This is a genomic window from Aeromonas sp. QDB18 (genome assembly GCF_027705325.1).
Taxonomy (GTDB): Bacteria; Pseudomonadota; Gammaproteobacteria; order Enterobacterales; family Aeromonadaceae; genus Aeromonas; species Aeromonas caviae.
The window spans coordinates 1-4,350 of sequence record NZ_JAPDBQ010000212.1; the positions used below are offsets into that span (position 1 = coordinate 1).

4 protein-coding genes are annotated in these 4,350 nt (G+C 65.8%); 1 reads left to right on the plus strand and 3 read right to left on the minus strand.

Annotation, left to right across the window (positions count from 1 at the left end):
* Positions 1–104: 104 nt before the first annotated feature.
* From OKC30_RS19910 to OKC30_RS19920, 3 genes are all read right to left on the minus strand, one after another.
* Entirely contained in the window at positions 105–1,610 is a 1,506-nt protein-coding gene (locus tag OKC30_RS19910; protein WP_160837874.1) for a helicase HerA-like domain-containing protein, read from the minus strand.
* A gap of 115 nt (positions 1,611–1,725) precedes the next feature.
* Positions 1,726–2,220: a DUF2062 domain-containing protein gene (locus OKC30_RS19915; protein WP_102948610.1), complete on the minus strand. Its 495-nt coding sequence runs from the start codon at positions 2,218–2,220 to the stop codon at positions 1,726–1,728.
* Positions 2,214–2,732, minus strand: coding sequence for a DUF2062 domain-containing protein (locus OKC30_RS19920; protein WP_010675237.1), 519 nt, complete (start codon positions 2,730–2,732; stop codon positions 2,214–2,216). The genes OKC30_RS19915 and OKC30_RS19920 overlap by 7 nt, the downstream gene beginning before the upstream one ends.
* Before the next feature lie 28 nt (positions 2,733–2,760).
* Between OKC30_RS19920 and OKC30_RS19925 the strand changes: the two genes are divergently transcribed.
* Positions 2,761–4,350, plus strand: a 1,590-nt coding sequence (locus OKC30_RS19925) for a ComEC/Rec2 family competence protein (RefSeq protein WP_333563111.1), incomplete at its 3' end; no start/stop codon positions are given.

The following is a 4,350-nucleotide window of genomic DNA, read 5'->3' on the forward strand; positions in this document are numbered from 1 at the left end:
AGCCTTGCTCCCCCAACTCAAGTCGCATTTATGAATAATTAGTCAAAAATGTGCTTATCTGAACAGCATTGCGCCGACACGGCGGGCTTTTTCATTTTCCGGCATCAGCGGCGCCGCTTGCTGCTCCCCAGTAGGGAGCCGAGCACCCCGCGCATCAGCTGGCGTCCCACCTCGTTGCCGAGGGTGCGGGCCACGCTCTTGGCGGCGGTCTGCACCACCCCGTCATGCTGGCCACCACGGGGGCCGGTGCGACCGAACAGGATGCCATTCAAGGCATCCAGCAGACCGCCGCTCTGGTCGGTCTGTGGGGAAGCGGTCTCGTCACCGGCGGCGGGCGATGTCTCTTGAAGTCGCTCGAACGCGGACTCCCTGTCCTCCTGGGTGTCGTATCTGCCGTAGAGCAATGAGCCCTGAATAAGCGCCTGGCGCTCGGCCGCGCTCAGGGGGCCGATGCGGCTGGCCGGGGGCGCGATGAAGGCGCGCTCCACCACGCTGGGCCGCCCCTTCTCGTCGAGCAGGGAGATGAGCGCCTCCCCGACCCCCAGTTCAGTGATGGCTCCGGCGGCGTCGAAGGCCGGGTTGGCCCGCAGGGTGTTGGCGGCGATGCGTACCGCCTTCTGATCGCTCGGGGTGAAGGCGCGCAGGGCGTGCTGCACCCGGTTGCCAAGCTGCCCCAGCACGCTGTCGGGGATGTCGGCCGGACTCTGGGTTACAAAATAGACGCCCACCCCCTTGGAGCGGATGAGGCGCACCACCAGCTCAATTTTCTCCAGCAGCGCCCTGGGCGCATCCTTGAACAGCAGATGGGCCTCGTCGAAGAAGAACACCAGCACGGGCTTTTCCGGATCCCCTATCTCGGGCAACTGTTCGAACAGCTCGGAGAGCAGCCAGAGCAGGAAGCAGGCATAGAGGCGGCTGGACTGGGTGAGCTTGCCGGCGGCCAGCACATTGATATGGCCGTGGCCCGCCTCGTCGGTCTGCATCAGATCCTGGATGTCCAGCATGGGCTCGCCGAAGAAGTGATCGCCGCCCGCGCTCTCCAGGGTGAGGAGGTTGCGCAGGATGGCGCCGATGGAGGCGGTTGACACATTGCCGTAGCGGGTGGTGAGGGTCTTGGCGTGCTCCCCCGCAAACTGCACCATGGCCCGCAGGTCTTTCAGATCGAGCAGCAGCAACCCCTCGTCGTCCGCCACCTTGAACACCAGCTCCAGCACCCCGCTTTGGGTGTCGTTGAGGCCGAGCAGGCGTGCAAGCAACAGAGGCCCCATGTCGGAGACGGTGGCCCGCACCGGGTGGCCCTCTTCGGCAAAGAGATCCCAGAACAGGGTGGGGCTGGCGGCAAAGTCGGGTGCCTGAAGGCCGAGCTGGGCCAGACGGGCATCCAGCTTGGCAGAGGGGGTACCGGCGGCGCCCAGGCCGCTCAGATCCCCCTTCACGTCGGCCAGAAAGACCGGCACGCCGAGGCGGGAAAACCCCTCCGCCAGCACCTGCAGGGTGACTGTCTTGCCGGTGCCGGTGGCCCCGGTGATGAGGCCGTGGCGATTGGCCATGGCGGGGAGCAGGGAGAGGGGGTTGCCATTGGCATGGGCCAGCGTGAGCGGTTCGGCCATGGTGGGCTCCTTGTTTCGAATGAGGGTCGAAAAACAACGGGTTACAAGGAGTGTGGTGGCAGAGGCAGACGATGGCAAGGCACGCCGCCCGAGACAAGGACGGCGTGCTGGCAACCTAGCGGGGGCGGGCCAGTTTGCCCAGTTGCAACAGCAGCAGGGTGAGCAAGGCGCCGGCGGCGGCGCTCAGCACCGCCAGCAGCAGGCTGCCGAGCAGGAAGGGGGGCACCAGGATAGCCGCTTCCTGCTCCAGCCAGTGCAGGGACCAGGTGAGATGGAAGGGGGCTGGCGTCTCGTTCAGCACCAGGCAACCGGTACGATAGGCGTAGAGGTACATGAAGGGGAGCGTCAGCGGGTTGTTGAACCAGACCGCCAAGAGGGCCAGCGGCAGGTTGAAGCTGAACGCCAGCACCAGGGCGACGGCCACCAGGGAGTGCATGGGCATGGGGACCCAGCTGGCGAACAGCCCGGCCGCCACGGCGCCACAGAGGGCCCGCGTTCCCCCTTGCCAGAGGGCGGGGGTCAGCAGTCGCTCGCCAAAGAGGGCGAACCACTTCTGTTGGCGCAGGGTATCGGGGTCAATCTTGAAGCGGGCCAACCAGCGATTCAGCATGGGCGCGCCACCTTGCGTTTTTGCCACTGGCGCACCGTGCTCAGGCGCCAGCCCGCGCGAACCAGGACATAGCCGACGAGGGCGCTCAGCAGGGCAAGCACCAGGGAGCCCAGCAAGAGCGGCGGGGCCACCGTCTCGAACACCGACACCAGCCAGGCCCAGGTGAAGGTGATCTCGATGTGCTGGGAGGGTTGCCCCAGCAACTGGCAGCCCACCAGATAGGCGCCATAAAACAGCGGTGGCATGGTCAGGGGGTTGGAGAGCCAGACCAGGGCTACCGAGAGGGGCAGGTTGACCCGGCAGGCGATGGCGCCGCCAGCGGCCAGCAGCATCTGGCAGGGGAGGGGAACCCAGGCCATGAAGAGGCCGACCGCACAGGCACCGGCGGCGGAGCGCCGGTTGAGATGCCAGAGGTTGGCATCCAGCAGCAGCTTGCCAAAGAGTCGCAAGTGCTTGTGTTCCTTGAGGGTCGCCGGGTCGGGTAGCCAGCGCTGTATGATTCGTTTGGGCATGTTCTGAACCTTGCTAAATACTTGCTCCATGGATCTGCGTCTGTTGTCGTTTGCCCTGGGGGCAAGCTCCTCACTGCTTTGGCCATGGTTGCCTTCATGGGAATGGGGTGGCCTGATGCTGCTCGCGCTTCCTCTCGCCGGTGGTCGTTGCTGGCGGCTGCTGTTTCTGCTGCTCGGCATCCTCTGGATGCAGGTGAATTTGCACTACCGGCTTGCCTGGCTGGATCAGCTTGGCAAAAAAACGAGCCACATCATAACCGCACACGTGCAAAGTACGGAGTCTTCGGGAGAGAAAGAGGGGGATAAATTTGCGCGCCTGCTGCTGCGCCTCGACACCCTGGACGATCGCCCCCTCATCGTGCCACCCCTGGTGCGGGTCAATGCCTATCAGGTGTTGCCGCCGTTGCCTGCCGGCAGCCGCGTCACCCTGGTGACCTCTCTCAAGCCGGCCCATGGCCTGGCCAACGAAGCGGGGATGGATGGGCGGCGCCTGCTCCTTGGCAAGGGAATCACCGCCACCGGCAACCTGCGCCGGGTCATCGCCCTGGATGCCGTGCCCCCGGGTGTGCGCGATCGCTGGCTGGCGGCGGCGAGTCGCGCCTGGGAGGGGATGGCGCAGGCCCCCCTGCTGGCGGCCATCACCTTCGGGGAACAGGGAGGGATCACGGATGCCCAGTGGGAACTCTTTCGCGGCAGCGGCCTGACCCACATCATCGCCATCTCGGGCCAGCATATCGCTCTGGTAGCGGTGCTCGGCTGGTGGCTCGGGCGGCTGTTCGGGCTGCGCGGGGCTATCTGCGTGTCACTCCTGTTCGCGGCCACCTACAGCTGGCTGGCGGGGTTTGCGGTGGCCACCGAGCGTGCCCTCATCATGGTGCTGGTGTGGAGCCTGCTGCGCTGGCTAAAGCGGGACTGGCCGAGCCACCGGATCTGGCTGTGGGCCTTTGTGGTACTGACATTGTGGGACCCTTTCGCCCTCTATTCTGCGGGGTTCTGGCTCTCTTTTCTGGCGGTGGCCCTGCTGTTGCTGGCGAGCCTGCTGCACGATCGCCCCGGCCTGGTGCGGCTGCAACTTCTGCTGCTACTCGGATTGCTGCCCCTGCAACTGCTGCTGTTCGAGGGGATGGCGCCCCTGGCGTTTCTGCTCAATCTGCTGGCACTGCCGCTGTTCTGCCTTGTCATCATTCCCCTGGCGCTCATCGGCGTGCTGGTGGCGCCCCTCTCCACGTTGCTGGCCCACGGCCTGCTCTGGGTCTCCGCCTTCGGCCTGGAGTGGGTGCTGTGGGGGCTCACGCAGCTGGCGGATCGCCTGCAGCTCTGGTGGCCGGTGCCCGGCTGGCTGATGCCCGCCAGCGCCCTGCTGATCCTGCTGTGGACGGGATGGCACCTGCCGGGAGGGCGCACCCTGGGGGGGCCGGTGGCGGCGGCCCTGCTACTCGCCCTCTGGCCTGCTCCCGCTTCCTGGCAGGTGCGGGTGCTGGACGTGGGGCAGGGGCTCTCGGTGCTCGTCACCCGGGGGGATCGGGCCATCCTGTTTGATACCCAGGGCGGGAGCATACTTTGTTGGTTATTTAACCAAAGAATAGTTGTGCCCGATAATTGTCATCCCAGCTTGCTT